The sequence below is a fragment of the Bacillus sp. PS95 genome (assembly GCF_037963565.1).
In the GTDB taxonomy this organism is placed as follows: domain Bacteria; phylum Bacillota; class Bacilli; order Bacillales; family Bacillaceae; genus Bacillus; species Bacillus subtilis.
Genome location: NZ_CP150160.1, coordinates 1,726,284 through 1,741,903, shown reverse-complemented (window position 1 = coordinate 1,741,903; position 15,620 = coordinate 1,726,284). Strand labels below are relative to the sequence as shown.

The 15,620-nt window shown below is 41.2% G+C and carries 19 protein-coding genes; all 19 read right to left on the bottom strand.

Annotation, left to right across the window (positions count from 1 at the left end):
- Window positions 1-4: 4 nt before the first annotated feature.
- From cheB to fliJ, 19 genes are read right to left on the bottom strand one after another with little or no spacing between them, the layout of a single operon-like run.
- On the bottom strand, window positions 5-1,078 hold the full coding sequence (cheB, locus tag NSQ12_RS09115) for a protein-glutamate O-methylesterase CheB (protein WP_003245823.1): 1,074 nt from the start codon (window positions 1,076-1,078) through the stop codon (window positions 5-7).
- A gap of 1 nt (window position 1,079) precedes the next feature.
- Window positions 1,080-1,976: a flagellum location/number ATPase FlhG gene (gene flhG, locus NSQ12_RS09110; RefSeq protein ID WP_086343838.1), complete on the bottom strand. Its 897-nt coding sequence runs from the start codon at window positions 1,974-1,976 to the stop codon at window positions 1,080-1,082.
- Window positions 1,967-3,067, bottom strand: a complete 1,101-nt coding sequence (gene flhF, locus NSQ12_RS09105) for a flagellar biosynthesis protein FlhF (RefSeq protein ID WP_086343837.1) — start codon at window positions 3,065-3,067, stop codon at window positions 1,967-1,969. Before flhF ends, flhG begins: the two co-directional genes overlap by 10 nt.
- Window positions 3,067-5,100, bottom strand: a complete 2,034-nt coding sequence (gene flhA, locus NSQ12_RS09100; protein ID WP_003231947.1) for a flagellar biosynthesis protein FlhA — start codon at window positions 5,098-5,100, stop codon at window positions 3,067-3,069. Before flhA ends, flhF begins: the two co-directional genes overlap by 1 nt.
- Window positions 5,101-5,132: 32 nt before the next feature.
- Window positions 5,133-6,215, bottom strand: a complete 1,083-nt coding sequence (gene flhB / locus NSQ12_RS09095) for a flagellar biosynthesis protein FlhB (protein WP_003231949.1) — start codon at window positions 6,213-6,215, stop codon at window positions 5,133-5,135.
- Complete coding sequence (gene fliR, locus NSQ12_RS09090; RefSeq protein ID WP_339176505.1) at window positions 6,215-6,994, bottom strand: flagellar biosynthetic protein FliR; 780 nt, start codon at window positions 6,992-6,994, stop codon at window positions 6,215-6,217. Before fliR ends, flhB begins: the two co-directional genes overlap by 1 nt.
- 7 nt (window positions 6,995-7,001) lie before the next feature.
- Window positions 7,002-7,271 (bottom strand): flagellar biosynthesis protein FliQ, encoded by a 270-nt coding sequence (gene fliQ / locus NSQ12_RS09085; RefSeq protein WP_003220888.1) that lies wholly within the window; start codon window positions 7,269-7,271, stop codon window positions 7,002-7,004.
- Window positions 7,272-7,285: 14 nt separating this feature from the next.
- A complete protein-coding gene (fliP, locus tag NSQ12_RS09080) occupies window positions 7,286-7,951 on the bottom strand; it encodes a flagellar type III secretion system pore protein FliP (protein ID WP_003245692.1) in 666 nt (221 codons plus the stop codon).
- On the bottom strand, window positions 7,944-8,603 hold the full coding sequence (gene fliZ, locus NSQ12_RS09075; RefSeq protein ID WP_106073911.1) for a flagella biosynthesis regulatory protein FliZ: 660 nt from the start codon (window positions 8,601-8,603) through the stop codon (window positions 7,944-7,946). Before fliZ ends, fliP begins: the two co-directional genes overlap by 8 nt.
- Window positions 8,604-8,617: 14 nt before the next feature.
- Entirely contained in the window at window positions 8,618-8,980 is a 363-nt protein-coding gene (gene cheY / locus NSQ12_RS09070; RefSeq protein ID WP_014476812.1) for a chemotaxis protein CheY, read from the bottom strand.
- A 25-nt stretch (window positions 8,981-9,005) separates the two neighbouring features.
- Window positions 9,006-10,142, bottom strand: coding sequence for a flagellar motor switch phosphatase FliY (gene fliY, locus NSQ12_RS09065; protein WP_014479788.1), 1,137 nt, complete (start codon window positions 10,140-10,142; stop codon window positions 9,006-9,008).
- A complete protein-coding gene (gene fliM, locus NSQ12_RS09060) occupies window positions 10,132-11,130 on the bottom strand; it encodes a flagellar motor switch protein FliM (RefSeq protein WP_003220879.1) in 999 nt (332 codons plus the stop codon). Before fliM ends, fliY begins: the two co-directional genes overlap by 11 nt.
- A 33-nt stretch (window positions 11,131-11,163) precedes the next feature.
- Window positions 11,164-11,586, bottom strand: coding sequence for a flagellar basal body-associated protein FliL (gene fliL / locus NSQ12_RS09055; protein ID WP_003231964.1), 423 nt, complete (start codon window positions 11,584-11,586; stop codon window positions 11,164-11,166).
- Complete coding sequence (swrD, locus tag NSQ12_RS09050; protein WP_003231966.1) at window positions 11,583-11,798, bottom strand: swarming motility protein SwrD; 216 nt, start codon at window positions 11,796-11,798, stop codon at window positions 11,583-11,585. Before swrD ends, fliL begins: the two co-directional genes overlap by 4 nt.
- 39 nt (window positions 11,799-11,837) lie before the next feature.
- Window positions 11,838-12,632, bottom strand: coding sequence for a flagellar basal body rod protein FlgG (flgG, locus tag NSQ12_RS09045; protein ID WP_003231968.1), 795 nt, complete (start codon window positions 12,630-12,632; stop codon window positions 11,838-11,840).
- Between the two features lie 21 nt (window positions 12,633-12,653).
- On the bottom strand, window positions 12,654-13,076 hold the full coding sequence (gene flgD / locus NSQ12_RS09040) for a flagellar hook assembly protein FlgD (protein WP_003231970.1): 423 nt from the start codon (window positions 13,074-13,076) through the stop codon (window positions 12,654-12,656).
- Window positions 13,073-14,536 (bottom strand): flagellar hook-length control protein FliK, encoded by a 1,464-nt coding sequence (locus tag NSQ12_RS09035; RefSeq protein WP_173614088.1) that lies wholly within the window; start codon window positions 14,534-14,536, stop codon window positions 13,073-13,075. Before NSQ12_RS09035 ends, flgD begins: the two co-directional genes overlap by 4 nt.
- Before the next feature lie 12 nt (window positions 14,537-14,548).
- Window positions 14,549-15,163 (bottom strand): MotE family protein, encoded by a 615-nt coding sequence (locus NSQ12_RS09030; RefSeq protein WP_173614087.1) that lies wholly within the window; start codon window positions 15,161-15,163, stop codon window positions 14,549-14,551.
- 11 nt (window positions 15,164-15,174) lie between these two features.
- Window positions 15,175-15,618: a flagellar export protein FliJ gene (fliJ, locus tag NSQ12_RS09025; protein WP_163182341.1), complete on the bottom strand. Its 444-nt coding sequence runs from the start codon at window positions 15,616-15,618 to the stop codon at window positions 15,175-15,177.
- Window positions 15,619-15,620: the final 2 nt, after the last annotated feature.

Genomic DNA, 15,620 nt, shown 5'->3' with positions numbered 1-15,620 from the left:
TGAATCACACCCTCTCTTTTTTCACACAGCTTGTGATGGATGCTGCGATATCTTCCACATGTTTAATCTCATGAATGAGACCCGCTTTAACAGCAGCTTTTGGCATCCCGTATACGACACAAGATTCTTCAGACTCCGCAATGGCTTTCACATTGCCGGCTGTTAGCATGTCCTTTAGTCCAGCAGTGCCGTCACTGCCCATTCCGGTCATGATAACCGCTACTTTTTCATAATCTGTCAGTTTCCCGACAGAACGGAATAAATAATCAGCAGATGGTTTATGACGGCTTGGTGTGTCATGGTTATCAAGCACAACCTGGAGTCCTTCGCTGTTTTTAATAACGGATATGTTTTTTCCGCCCGGTGCTATGTAAACACAGCCGTTAAGAGCTGCTTCACCATCTTTTGCTTCTTTTACCTGAATGTCAGATAAATGATTCAGCCGATCAGCCAAAGAAGCAGTAAACCCTTCAGGCATGTGCTGAACGACAACCACTGGTGCGTTCAAATCCTTAGGGAGCTTCGGTATCACCTTTTGCAACGCCCGTGGACCGCCTGTTGATGTGCCGATACACACAATTTGTCTGCCCGTGCCAGGTTTCGGTTTGCTTAATTCAGGCTTAACGACAGCACGCACAATAGGTTCGGGCCGAACTGTCTGGGAAACAGGACGTTTCCGCTTGCCGGAAAGTCCTGCCGCGACGACACGCTCAACTAGTTGTTCTTTAATTTTGTATAGATCCAGAGATATTGAGCCTGATGGCTTTGTGATAAAGTCAAAGGCACCGATCTCCAAACAATTAATTGTGCATTCTTTACCTTTCTCGGTCTGGCTAGACACCATAATGACCGGCAAGTTATAAATCTCAATAATTTTGCGGAGCGTATCTGTCCCATTCATGACCGGCATTTCAACATCAAGAGTAATAACATCCGGTTTTAATAATTCAATCTTCTTAAGCGCTTCTTCTCCGTTTCTCGCAGTTCCGATTACTTCTATCTGCTTTTCTTCGGTCAGAAAATCACTTATCATTTTTCTCATAAAAGCTGAATCATCAACTACAAGCACACGAATCAAATTAAGCCCTCCTCATTAAAAAAGAAGATAATTTCTCAATAAATGTCTGTTTGTCTTCTTTGTGTCTCGTTTCTTCTCTTTCAAACAAGGCGTCCGCTAAAATACGGACTGACCGGCTGGCTTTTGCCTGAGGGCTTTTTATGAAAAAAGGAACCTGTTCGACAACCGCTTTGCTCACGATCACATCGTCAGAAACGGAACCGGCAAACTGAACCTGAACATCCAAAAACATATGAATTGTACGGGAGAGGCGGGCAAAAGCGTCAAGCCCTTCCTTTTGGTCACGGCACCGATTGACAGCCACCTTCATTGAAAGCTTATTTTCTGTCAAAACCAAGTGCTTGACAGCGCTGTATGCGTCCATAATGGCCGTCGGCTCGGGAGTTGTAATAATCAAAATATCTTCTGCTGATAAAATAAAAGGCAGTTGATCTTTTGATAAGCCTGCTCCCATGTCAAACAGCACATAATCGAACTGGCTTAATGCATGAGAAAGTTCATTGGCAAAAAACGTCCATTTTCTCTGATCGAGCTGAAACATCACATCAAGACCGGTTCCCCCTGATATATACCGCAAACCCTTTGGGCCAACGGATAATGACTGCAGCAAAGGCTTACGATCGGTTAAAACATCGATTATCGTGGCAGACGATGAATTTCCCATTAATATATCAATGTTTCCCATCCCGATATCAAGGTCGATGAGCAGCACCTTCTTACCTTTATCCTGCAGCGCAAGTGCCATATTTAAGGTAATATTGGATTTTCCGACACCGCCCTTGCCGCTAATGACAGCAAGTGTCTTCGCTTTTTGTGAATAAATCATCGGCAGAACGCGCTCACGTTTTTCCATTTTCGCCCGTAAAGTTGCTGCTTGGTCATATCTGTTCATCTGCACAGCATCCTCACAAAACCAAGTGGAGATACAGTCTGTATATCCTCAGGCACATTCTGTCCGTTTGTCATAAACCCGACACCTATTTTTGATTCTGCCAGTATATTAAATACAGAACCTAAGGAAGTCGTTTCATCTATTTTCGTAAAAATATACTGATTGACAGGGATGGATGAAAACCGTTTGACAATATGCTTCATATCTTCATATTTTGCAGTCGCGGATAAAACAAGAAATGACTGAATGCTGCTCTCAAAAGGAATCGTTTCTTTTAGTTCATCAATGTATTGCGGGTCCTTGAAGTTTCTTCCGGCTGTATCAACAAACACATGATCATACTCAGAAAATAACTCCTTCGCCTGCTGAAATTCTTCTTTTGTATAGCAAACTTCCAGAGGAGCCTGCAGCAGTTCAGCGTATGTTTTCAACTGTTCAACAGCTGCAATACGATACGTATCTGTTGTAATAAAAGCGATTTTTTTATGTTTTTCAAGCATAGATATGGCTGCGAGTTTAGCAAGTGTAGTTGTTTTACCAGCCCCTGTTGAACCAAAGAGAACGATATATTTTGAATGAATTGGCTCCTGCCACTTGTCTGCTGCGGGCAGCATATCGCATAGTATTTCCTGAAGTTTGCCGACAACATTTTCTTCAGTCAAGCCGCCTGCTTCAACAGAGAAGCGAAGCAATTTTTTCAGAGTGTTCGTTTTCGTAGACTCTTTGATCCCTGTTTCTTGCAAAAGCTTTTCTGCTTTTCGCAGCGGCTCAGGAAGTACAGATTGATATGCTGAAAAATCACCTAGCTCCTGTTGCGCCGGAATTTGAGGGGGATATGTTCTCTCCTCTATTTTCGGACTGCTGACCGGAGTTTTTAATGTTTGTTTCGGTTCAGCTGCCTTCTGAGGCGTTTTTTTCTCAAGAAAGTCCTGATCCAATACGGCGATTACTTCAACAGCAGGCTTGTTGACGAGGCCAAACCATTTTCGCTTTTTAATTTTTTTCGAATTTAATATGACCGCTTCATTACCTAACTCTTTTCTGATGAGAAGTGCCGCTTCTTGCATTGAAGCAGCAGTAAATTTTTTTATTTTCATTAAATATCCACCACTCCAATGCTTTGTACCTCAACATTCGCCTCAAGTTCGTTATAAGAGAGTACCGGAAGATCAGGGAAGTACCGTTCCAGAAGCTGCTTCACATACATTCTGACAGGCGGCGAGCAAAGAAGAATCGCGGTTTCCTGACGTAATGAGAGCTGTTCAGCTTCTTTAGCGACAGAGCGCACTATACTTTCTGAAATATCTGGTTCAAGTGATAAATAGTTCCCGTGTTCCGTCTGCTGCACACCGTCTGCTATTGCTTTTTCTACACGGCCCGAACAAGTAACAACCTTCAATACTTCATTTTCTTTGGCAAACTGGGCTGTAATTTGTTTAGCAAGCGCTTGTCTTGTATACTCTGTCAAGAGATCAGAATCTGTTGTTAATTTCCCATAGTCAGCAAGTGTTTCAAAAATCGTTACTAAGTTTCGAATTGAAACTTTTTCTTTTAAAAGCTTAGCAAGCACTTTCTGAATATCACCGACAGACAATGGATTCGGCGTAACCTCTTCAACCAGGACTGGATACGATTCTTTCAAGTGATCGATCAGCTGTTTTGTCTCCTGCCTTCCGATCAATTCGTGGGCATGCTGCTTAATTTTCTCCGTAATATGCGTTGAAACGACTGATGCAGGATCAACTACTGTATAACCAAGCATATCGGCTTCATCCTTTACCGCTTCGCTAATCCATTTAGCCGGCAGCCCGAATGAAGGCTCCACTGTTTCAATCCCTTCAATGAGATCGTCCTCAGGAGTAGGCGACATCGCTAAATAATGATCAAGCAACAGCTCGCCTTTTGCTACTTCGTTTCCTTTAATTTTCAATCGGTATTCATTAGGCTGCAACGCTATATTATCTCTGATTCGCACGACAGGAATGACAAGCCCGAGTTCCAAAGCCAACTGACGGCGTATCATAACAATTCGGTCTAATAAATCACCGCCTTGATTGGCATCAGCAAGCGGTATCAGGCCATACCCAAACTCAAATTCTATCGGATCTATATGCAGAAGCTGAACAACACTTTCAGGGCTTTTAAGCTCGTCCACCTCAGCCTCTTCCTCAAGAATCTCATCCACTTCTTCTTTTTCCTTACCTGATTTAGATAGTGTATATGCGCCAAAAGCAAGCAATCCCGCAAGCGGCCCCGTCAGAAGGATGCCGATCGGAGTGAAAATACCTAAAAGCATGATCGTAGCTGCTGCGACGTACAAAAGCTTTGGATACGCAAACAGCTGGCCTGTAATGTCATGCCCTAAGTTTCCTTCAGAGGCAGCTCTTGTGACCACAATACCCGTAGCCGTAGAAATTAACAGTGCCGGGATTTGCGAAACAATTCCATCCCCTACAGTCAGCATCGTAAAGTGTGAAGCAGCCTCTTGAATGGACATGCCCTGCTGAAGCATTCCGATCACGATTCCGAAAATAATATTGATCATCACAATGATGATTCCGGCAATGGCGTCACCTTTTACAAATTTACTGGCACCGTCCATTGCTCCATAAAAGTCTGCTTCTCTTGCCACTTTTTCGCGGCGATGCTTCGCTTCCTGTTCGGTAATCATCCCTGCGTTTAAATCAGCATCAATACTCATCTGCTTCCCCGGCATTGCGTCCAGCGTAAACCTTGCTGCAACCTCGGAAACACGTTCAGCACCTTTTGTAATGACGATAAACTGAATAATAATAAGGATGATAAATACAACGAGTCCAACTAATACATTTCCGCCGACAACGAAATTTCCGAAAGTCTCGACGACTTTCCCTCCCTCACCGTGTGAAAGAATTGAACGGGTAGTTGAGACGTTCAAGCCCAAACGAAATAGGGTCAAAAGCAGCAACAGTGACGGAAAAATCGAAAACTGAAGCGCTTCCTGCATATTCATTGTGGTGAGAAGCACGATCAACGCAAGAGAAATATTAATAATGATCAAAATACTTAACAGCCATGGAGGAAATGGAATCACCAGCATCGCCACAATGAGGACAACACTTATTAAAACGGATAAATCTCTTGTTGACATGCTGTTTTTTCTCTCCTTTTAAATCAAAAAATTCAATATACTTTTTGTTTTGTTTTATATACGTAAGCCAGAATTTCTGCTAAAACTTTAAAAAATTCTTCCGGCACTGCCTGGTCAATTTCCACCTGATCATATAACGCACGGGCAAGCGGTCTGTTTTCTACCATCATGACATCATGCTCTTTAGCAATTTTCCTGATTTTTAACGCAAGGTGATCGACGCCTTTTGCAACAATATAAGGTGCGTCCATTTTTTCTTCATCATATTTCAAAGCAATCGCATAGTGAGTCGGGTTTGTGATAATGACATCTGCTTTTGGAACTTCCTGCATCATCCGCCTCATCGCCATTTCCCGCTGTCTTTGTTTAATTTTAGACTTGATAATCGGGTCTCCTTCAGATTTTTTGTACTCATCTTTTATATCTTGTTTTGACATTTTGATATTTTTCTCATAGTCAAATCTCTGATATAAATAGTCGAGACCCGCAAGAATCAACAATGCACCTGCACCGCTTAGTCCCATCCACAAAGTGAGTTTTGAAACGAAAGAAAGTGCCTCTTCGGGTGTCAGGAGAGGAAGCCGGAGAATTTCTCCATAATGCAGCCAAAGCACAGCAAAAGCTGCAAAACCGACGACTACGATTTTCAAAATTGATTTAATCAGCTCTACAATCGCCCTCATACTGTATATTCGTTTAAAGCCTTTGATCGGATCCAGTTTTTCAAGCTTAGGCTGTATCACTTCAGCAGAAAACAAGAACCCAACCTGCATATAGTTGCTTACGACTCCTGCAACAAGAGCAACAAGCAAGATCGGTGCGAGTATCATGCCCATATCCTTTAATAAGCTGACAAACAATGTATGCACATTTGATTCTGAGAGCTTCATTGTGAGAGATTCGGTATAAAATGTTTCTATGAATGACAGCAGCCTGTCTCTCATATACGGACCAATTGCAATAAGCGAAAGGAATATTACCAGTAAAGAAACGGCGGTATTGACATCCGAGCTTTTGGCTACTTGCCCTTTTTTTCGCGTATCCTTCCGTTTTTTCGGAGTGGCTTTTTCTGTCTTCTCTCCCGCAAAAAACTGCAGGTCAACTCTAAGCTTCATTAAGAAACACCGACCAATGCTAAAAGATTCCGCATCGTTTCAATCGTTAAACTGAAAACATTCCGGACAACGACGAAGATAACGGACATACATACAATGAGCATGATGAAACTGACAGCGATCTTTAAAGGCAGACCGACCACAAATACATTTAACTGCGGAACAGTTCGAGCCACGATACCTAATGCTAAATCAACTAGAAACAAACTGGCCACAACAGGCGCTGACATTTGAAAAGCGATAATAAACATTGCATTAAAGCTTTTCGCAATAAAATAGGCAAACTTTTCATCGCCGAAATTCGGAAATGTCTGATCAACTGAAATATACTGGAAGCTGTAGTAAATACCGTCCAGCAGCAAATGGTGGGCATTGACACTCAGCATAAACAAAAGTGCCATGGTATAGATAAACTGGCCAATCAACGGACTTTGTGCACCGGTTTGCGGATCAATAACGTTTGCTATTGAAAATCCCATTTGAAAATCAATAAACGAGCCGGCAATCTGCACTGCGGCAATCATCATATAAGCAATTAAACCCAGACATAGGCCGACCAAAGCTTCTTTAAACGCCAAAAGCATATAGTGCTCATCTATCTCCAAAGAGGGCGGTTTATCAATGGTGCTGAAACAAATGACCGCAAGAAAAAAAGCAAAACCTATGCGATGAACAGCTGGCACATTTCGATGTCCAAATAGCGGAATCGTTACAAAAAAAGCAGAGATTCTAATAAAAACCAATAAAAAAGCAGGAAATAAGTCAATAATTGAATTCATCTCTACATTACCCTGCAAAACGATTTAAATTAGAAAACAGCTCTGTTGTAAATGAAAGAATCGTCGACAGCATCCACGGACCAAAAAAAATGAGAGCCAGGAGAACCGCCACGATTTTCGGAATAAACGCCAAAGTCTGTTCCTGGATTTGAGTTGTCGCCTGAAATATGCTGACAATTAAACCGACCAGTAAAGCAATAGCCAATAATGGCCCGCTGATCATCAGCGTTACGTATACGGCTTTTTCCGCCATAGAAATTACAAATTCTGAACTCACGTTTAGCACCTACCCTAAAAGCTCTGAAGCAAAGATTTCACAATTAAATACCAGCCGTCTACCAAAACAAAAAGTAATATTTTAAAGGGCAGAGAAATCATAACTGGAGGCAGCATCATCATCCCCATTGACATCAAGACGCTCGCCACTACCATATCTATAATTAAAAAAGGGATAAAAATCATAAAACCTATTTGAAATGCTGTTTTAAGCTCCGATATGGCAAAAGCCGGAACCATTGTTGTTAACGGAATATCCTTTAATGATTCAGGTTTATCCATTTTCGCGTAATTCATAAACAGCGCCAGATCCTTCTGCCTTGTGTGTTTACTCATAAATTCTTTAATCGGTTCCTCAGCTTTCGTATACGCTTCATCCAAGCTGATTTTGTTGTCCATTAATGGGGTCAGCGCTTCTTTATTAATTTCTGAAAAAGTAGGAGCCATAATAAAAAATGTTAAAAACAGCGCAAGCCCGATTAGAACCTGGTTTGGGGGCATAGATTGCGTCGCAAGTGAAGTTCTGACAAATGACAGAACAATGACGATGCGAGTAAAACAAGTCATAAGAATCAATATTCCAGGCGCCACTGAAAATACAGTTAACAATAATAGTAATTTAACAGTCGAACTTACGTTTTCCGGATCGCTTGAACTGAAAATATTTATAAACTCATTCATGATGACGTGGGCCTTTCTTCTTTCCTTCAGAACGGTTTTGTTTTAACTCTTCAAGTTGCTCTTTTAATGCTTTTGAAAATGAAGGCAGTTTTTGCTGCGGCTGATGTTCAGAACTCTTAAGCGGCTTCACAAACTTTTGCCACTCTATTTTGCTTGACATTGCCTCTTCATGCTGACTGAGAATGACTTCAATCTCTTTTTCATCCTCAATTTCTTTCAGCAGCTGGATCGTCTCTCCTACACCGACGACGAGCACACTTTTCCCGACCTTGATCAATTGTATGGATCTGTTCTGGCCGACCGATGTGCCGCCAATATTTTCAACATATTGAAAAGGCTTTAAGAGCCGATTTCTTTTGTTCATGAGCTTAACCAGCCCGTAAATCAGCGCGATAACAAACAGTAAAGCGAAAATCATCTTTACAAAATCAAAAGCTGAGACAGAAGGAGCAGCCACTCCCTCCGTCTCATCAGCAGTTTTTGTTGTTTTCTCTTTCTTTTGTTCTGACTTATCTGCAGTTTTTTCATCTTTCTTTTGAAACCATTCGTTTACAGTTGAATTATCAGAGTCTGCCGCGGCAGCAGCAATCGGATGTACACTGAATAAAACGAAAAAACAAATAAAAACAATAAAATATTGACTCTTTTTCAACAGTCGTACACCCTTTAACTTAATGTTTTGTTGATTGCTTCAAGCACACGGTCAGCCTGGAAAGGTTTCACAATGAAATCCTTAGCGCCGGCCTGAATGGCATCAATAACCATTGATTGCTGTCCCATAGCAGAACACATGATGATTCTTGCCTGCGCATCAATTTGTTTAATTTCTTTTAATGCTGTAATACCATCCATTTCTGGCATCGTGATATCCATAGTAACAAGGTCAGGTGAATGCTCTTTATATTTCTCTACCGCTTGTGCTCCATTTTCAGCTTCCGCCACAACTTCAAAGCCATTTTTAACCAAAATATCTTTAATCATCATTCGCATAAATGCTGCGTCATCTACAATTAAAATTCTATGTGCCATAATCTATCTCTCTCCTTGTGTTTCGTTATTTTAAATTATTAATGCGCTCTGCCTGGCTTAAAATGTCAGTGACTCTCACTCCGAAGTTTTCTTCAATGACAACGACCTCGCCTTTGGCAACGATACGCTGATTAACTAAAATATCTACAGGCTCACCGGCTAATTTATCAAGCTCGATAATACTTCCGGCAGAAAGCTCTAAAATCTCTTTTACGCTTCTCTTCGTTCTGCCAAGCTCAACAGTAATCGAAAGCGGGATATCCAAAAGCATATCCAGATTATGAATAGGGGCTTGTACAGCTTCGTTTGGATCAAACGCTGAAAATTCCACCGGTGAAACCTGAACTGGCGCTGCTTTTTTTGCTGTTCCCTGCCTTTTTGGCGGCTGCTGCTGTTGCTTCGGTTCAATACGCGGCTCTGGCGTCACAGGCTCTTTCGGCTGTTCGTATGTAACTTCAGGCTGCACCGTTTCTTCTTCCTCTGCACTTTCTGAGTTCATAAGGCTTGAAATTAAATCTTTCGCAAATGTCAATGGGTAAAGCTGCATAATGCTGGAGTCTATTAATTCTCCCACCTTTAAGTTGAAAGAAACTTTCACCAGCATTTCATCATCAGGAATACGGTCTGTACCCTTTTCTTCAGTAACATCCAGCAATTCAACCCGAGGAGGTGAAATATCAATTTTTTTACTGAATACAGTAGACATTGATGTAGCAGCCGATCCCATCATTTGGTTCATTGCTTCTTGAACAGCACTTAAATGGATTTCACCCAGTGAAGGGTCCGCACCTTTTCCGTCTCCCCCGATCATTAAGTCAGCAATGATCGCCGCGTCACTTTGTTCCACGACTAACAGGTTGCTTCCGCTGAAGCCCTCCGTATAATTCACTTCAATCGCTACATACGGTTCAGGAAACGCATCGCTGATTTTACTTCTTGGAATGACCGTTACGCTTGGAGTCGTAATATCGACCTTTTGATTTAAAAGCGTTGACAGTGCTGTCGCAGAACTGCCGAATGAAATATTACCGATTTCACCGATCGCATCACGCTCCATTTCCGATAAGTCATCTACTTCCGGAACCTCTGGCTCATCAAGCGTGCTGCCAGTACCGTTAAGAAGCGCGTCAATCTCATCTTGAGATAATCTATTATTCTCCATCTTGTTCACCTCTTATGTCGTGATCTAAAATTTGCACTGCCTGTTTTCGATTCACCCGGCCGGCTTGTCCTAAAAATTTCGGCTTATCTCCGACCAATACAGTAAGAGGATCCGTGACTGATTTGTCCAAAGTTATGCAGTCTCCGACTTCTAAACTTAAAAACTCTTCTATCGTCAGTTCAGATGTGCCGAGCTCGGCCACGACAGGTATTTGTGCTGTCATGATACGTTTTTCAAGCGACTTTGTTTCCTCAGGCTTTGGCTCATTTCGGTCTGATTGCATCCAATAGTGGACTGAAAGCTTCGGTATGAGCGGCTCGAGTACGATATGCGGGATACAGAGATTAATGACACCGCTGATTTCACCAATTTGAGTATTGAGCGAGATCACCACGACTGTTTCATTAGGAGATACCATCTGAACAAATTGCGGATTCACTTCAAACTCAGTCATTTCCGGTTCAATATCAGCAATTGACTGCCAAGCTTCTTTATAATTACCCAGTGCATTTTCAAATAAATTAGAAATGATTTTTGTTTCAATTTCTGTCAAACTGTCAACCTTGTTATGACTGATTCCAATCCCGCCCATGACCCGATCCATCATCGTATAAGCTATCGTGGGGTTGACTTCCATCATAATTCTGCCTTCCATCGGATGGACATCAAATAGATTTAGAATCGTCATGTTCGGGATCGATCTGATAAATTCCTCATACGGGACCTGGTCAACAGAACTGACAGATATGTGAATATAGGTTCTGAGCTGAGCAGAAAAATGAGTGGTAAGAAGTCTTGCAAAATTGTCATGAATTCTCGTTAAACTGCGGATCTGATCCTTAGAAAACCGCAGCGCACGTTTGAAATCATAAACCTTGACTTTCTTCTCTTTTTCTTCTTTTTTCAGCTCTTCAGCGTCCATTTCACCTGTTGATATTGCAGAAAGCAGTGCATCTATTTCATTTTGGGAGAGAACTTCTCCTGACATTTTCCTCACCTCCGTATTCTGTCAAATTATGCTTTATTGCAGATTAAAGGAGGTAATATACACTTTTTCTACTTTTCCTTCTTGGAGGTAGCTATTTATTTTATCTTTTAGTTCCTTCTTAAAGGTTTCTTTTCCCTTGTCTCCCTCAATCTGATCAGCATTCGTATCAGCCAGCAGTGATATAACAGCGTCTTTCACTTGGAAATCACGTTTCTCAAGTTCTTCTTTTGATTTATCAGAATCAGTTTCAAGTTTAATAGCAAGACGGATAATGTTATCAGACTTTAAATTTGTTGTGATCTCTTCTACATCAACAGAAGACGCAACGATTTCATCAATACTTTTTTTCGCTTCACTTTTTTCGGACTTTCCGCCTAAAACAAAATAAGCCGCCGCCCCGAGAGCACCAATTACGATAAGAATAATTAGTAATATGATCATTAACTTTTTCTTCATTCCGGTTCCTCTATTCCTTGATCCATTGCAAATATTTGTATTTTTCGGTAGAAAGCTGCGATCTTTTCCAGAACAGCTTCTTCATCTTCTTTTACTACAAACTTCTTACCATTTGACAGAGTAATTGTAGTATCCGGAAAACATTCAATCTGTTCAATAAATAGCGCATTCAGTGTAAAGGGCTGCCCGTTCAAACGGGTTACTTTAATCATAAAACAGCGGAGAAGCGATTACTCGCCTCCCCTCCCTCCTTAACGTTTAAGGTTAACCAGTTCTTGAAGGATTTCATCAGATGTTGTAATAATTTTTGAGTTTGATTGGAATCCGCGCTGGGCTACGATCATTTCAGTAAATTCGTCAGTTAAATCGACGTTAGACATTTCGAGAAATCCTGATTTAAGAGCACCAGTTCCGCCGTCACCAGGCTGGTTCGCTGCACTGGCCGTTCCAGAGTTTAAAGATTCACGGTATAGGTTGCTTCCGATTTTATCCAATCCATCACTGTTGGCAAAAGTAACAATCCCGATTTGTCCCCCGTCTTGTGTTTTCCCCTCAGCATCAACAATTGACACCTTTCCATCAGAACCAATGCTAAAGCTTTGAGCATCAGTAGGAATTTTAATTGTTCCGCCATTCATATTTAGTACATGGTAGCCATCACCTGTAACCAGTGTTCCAGTATTATCTAAATAGAAGTTCCCTGCTCTTGTATAAGCTGTCCCGTCACCTGTATCAATTCGGAAGTAACCGTCGCCGTCAATTGCTAAATCAAGTGTTCTTCCTGTGCTTTGTGTCGCGCTTGTTGAATGAATTGTATCAATTGTGCCAGATGATGAACCTAAACCGATTTGCTTAGAGTTTGTTCCGCCGATTGTTGCACCAGCAGCAGAACCGCCGGCAATGGTTTGGCTTACCATATCTTTAAAGGTCACACGGCTCTTTTTGAATCCTACTGTATTTACGTTGGCAATGTTGTTACCGATTACGTCAAGCTTTGTTTGAAAGTTCTTCATACCGCTGATTCCAGAATAAAGTGAACGTAACATAATATATTCCCCCAGATGTTTTTATTTAGATGATTGTCCCACAGACATGACATTCGCAGGACTGATCTCGGTCCCATCATCAAGAACGAGATAATAATTTCCTTTAAAATGTTTAACAGAGCTTACTGTGCCTGTTTTATCTGTTGCACTTTTACCATCAGTCCAAGATACTTCTTTTCCCATCCAATCAACATACGTTGTAAACGGATCTTGGTTTTCAACGAATTGAGTCATTGTCGTATTCAGATTCATCATTTGCTCCAAGCTTGAAAAAGTCGCCATCTGGCTGATAAATTCTTTATCGTCAATCGGGTTAAGCGGATCTTGGTTTTGAACTTGAGTCATTAATATTTTTAAAAACTCGTCTTTCCCCAAGCTGCTGTTGTTCGTCGACACAGTGTTCGTTTTTTCAGGCAGTTTATATTCTGAACTTATAGAAGTCATTCTTCTTCCTCCATTTCAACCATCGACACTTCATCGAGCAGATCGCCAAAATCATTTGATTGCTTTTTCTGTCTTTGCTGTCTCTGCCCCTCTTGCTGCTGTTTCTGTTCATCAGCAAGCTGGCCGTATATCGGCTGATCCCCGCTTTGGACCGGAAGAGTAAAACGGTCAATTTGGACGGCCATATTCGGCAATGATTGCTTCAGCTGAGGAAGATGCTGTTCAAGCAATTCTTTTGCTGATTGGCTAGATGCTATGATTTTACTCTGAAACATTCCATTTTCATTTGTCAGCTTGATTGTGACAAATCCTAAATGTTCAGGGTTCAGCCGAATAGTGAAACTTCCCGTCGATCTGCCGAAAGGCGTATATTTCATCTGCTTCCACGCATTAATCACTTGATCAGCCACCGTTTTTGTTTCGGCATTTGGTATATCAGATGACATCTGCTGCAGATCAAGTGTTTGAACTCCTCCTATGCCCCGATACCCCGAAAACAGCATTTGGAGTCCTGATTTACTATCTACAGGCTGAATACTTCCAGAAACATCCGATGCATTTTTGCTGGATGAACTCTGCGAGAGCGGTGTGAGAACACTCTTCCCAAAGTCTTGTGATGATTCGGATGATTTCGATAACAAGAAGGCTTTCAGCTGGCTTTCAGCTAAACTCCATTCTTTGGTCCCTTTTTGAGGAAGCATAGACATTTGATCCATTAAGCTTTGAAAACTTTTCAGCTCTGACGCTGTCATCGAGTAAAGTTTTGAACTTGACTCAGCTTTAGTGAATATTTGCTGTTTAAGATCCTGAATTAGTTGTTGAGATACACCCTTCTTTTCTAATGCAGAAAGGAATTGATCTCCATTTTGGTAAATGGCATGAGCTTCATTGCCATTCCCGCGATCAGTCAGCTTATTCCCTTCTACGAGCTGGCTAATGAACATCTGGATATAGATAAGCTCTTTAGCAGGCTCGGATACTTCATTTTCCTGATTTGATTGCTCTTTATCAGACTTCAGTGCTCCATTAATGTCAGAAGCAGAATCATTGGCACTCAGAGCCGTTTTAGCTTCTGAAAAGATTTTCTCCGTTTCTGTGAGCAATTGATCCGTCCCGCCTGACATTTTTGATTCAACTGCTTGCAAAAGATTTTGCAACATTTGCAGAGCATTCGCATCCAATTGCTTCCCTGTCAGTTTGCTTAATGTTTGCAAAAGATCCGCATTTTGTTTGTCTTGATCTTCAGGACTTGCATTTAGCCATTCACCGATCTTTTTAAGCGCATCTGCTAAAAGCTGATCTTCAGAATTAGGAGTTCCCTTTCCTTGTTCTGAAAGTTCCTTCAATCCAGCCTCAGACATAAGCCAGTTTTGAAAAACTCCCTGGCTACTTTTCATGTTTTTAGCGGCAGAACCCGTTGTGGTTTGCAGCAAAGGTCCGGCTAATTCAAGCAGCTTCACCTTTCATTCCCCCTATTCTTGGCTGGCAGCAATTTTTTCTGTATAGGTTGCTGCTTGCTCAGGAGTCATTTTCGCCAATATGTCAGCAAGCTGCTTTTTGCTTAGGCCATTCAATATTTTCAGTGCTTCTTGCTCCTTTAATTGGGCAATAATTTTAGCAGCCTTTCCGCTGTCCATACTTTTGTACACACTGATCACTTTGTCATTTTCAGAAGAAGCTTTCGAGCCTGCTGATCCTTCAGTATGATCTTCTGATGACTTTTTTTGATCCTCAGCCGTCTTTTCAAGTGAACGGATCTTTTGATTGAGCCTATCGATTTCTGATTTACTTGTTTCTAGATCTTTATTCAATATACTGATTTCACTTTTTTGATCCTTAATGGTCTTTTCCAGAGCTGCCGTATTACCGCTATCCTTACTTGATGCTGCGCCTTTTTTATTTTCGGTTTCAGGGACCAATTCTTTAAGAACCGGCGTTTTTGCCGCAGCATCCTGTATCGGCTTTATGACATTGATACCAGCAGCCCAAAGAACAATCCCCCCTGCGATTAATAGAAACACCAGCGGGAGGATAATGATAAGCAAAACCGAACGGAACTTACCTGATTCTTTCTTTTTGCCGGACATTACATTCGCTCCTAATGGCCTTGAATCATAAACTGCTTAATCGAAATATCGTCCATTTCTTTCATTTCTGCAGCTTTATCTTCAAGAGCAAACATTTTAAACTGTTTTTCACGCATTTTTTCAAACTTTTTCACTTCAATGTTTTTCTCTGTCAAAATTTCTTGTTTTTGATTCATTTGATTTCTTTTCATAATGACAAGCTTTTGATAGTGATAGATCGTATTATCAAGATTTGAGACAAATTGTTGGTAGTGCCTCATTTCTTGTACACTCATGCCGCTTTTTAATTTCTTTTCCTTATTTTGTTCCAGCAATTCCTTTTTGTTCATATTCTCATATAATTTTTCAGCAACGTTTTCAAATTCAGAAACTGATTGCTGATACTCGGATAAGGATTGGTCTTTTTCATTTTCTTTTAGTTCCAGCAGCTTTTGGAATCTAAATTGATAAGCCACGT